This is a genomic window from Pseudomonas sp. 05N434 (assembly GCF_056396965.1).
Map to the genome: position 1 here is coordinate 1 of NZ_JBFTMK010001207.1, position 361 is coordinate 361.

Here is a 361-nt window from a genome sequence, read left to right on the forward strand (position 1 = left end):
GTGCTTACTGGGAATAATGTGCTTGTGTGCTTACTGGGAATAATGTGCTTGTTTTTTTCTGAGAAAACGCAAGGCATTATAATCAAGTTAATTGACCGAGCAGGCGCATCAAAAAAATACCCACTCAAGAGCCTGATCAGATCAAGCAATTATCTGTATATTCTTAGATCAGTTGGCGTTAACGTGGGGATTGATAAATAACTTATAAAAATATACACAATAAATAACTTATAAAAATATACACACATATGGAGATCACTCTTGGCATCTGCATGGAAATACCCCACCCCGGCGAGCTTCCAGATCAGAAAGCATGTCCGGCCCGGCCATTGGCTTGCCCGCAATTGGTGCGGTGCTAGCG

At 41.8% G+C, this 361-nt stretch carries 1 protein-coding gene; it reads left to right on the forward strand.

The window, feature by feature from the left end:
* The coding region (locus AC1DLB_RS32450; RefSeq protein WP_477786589.1) for a hypothetical protein at positions 1–201 on the forward strand (201 nt) is incomplete at its 5' end.
* Positions 202–361: the final 160 nt, after the last annotated feature.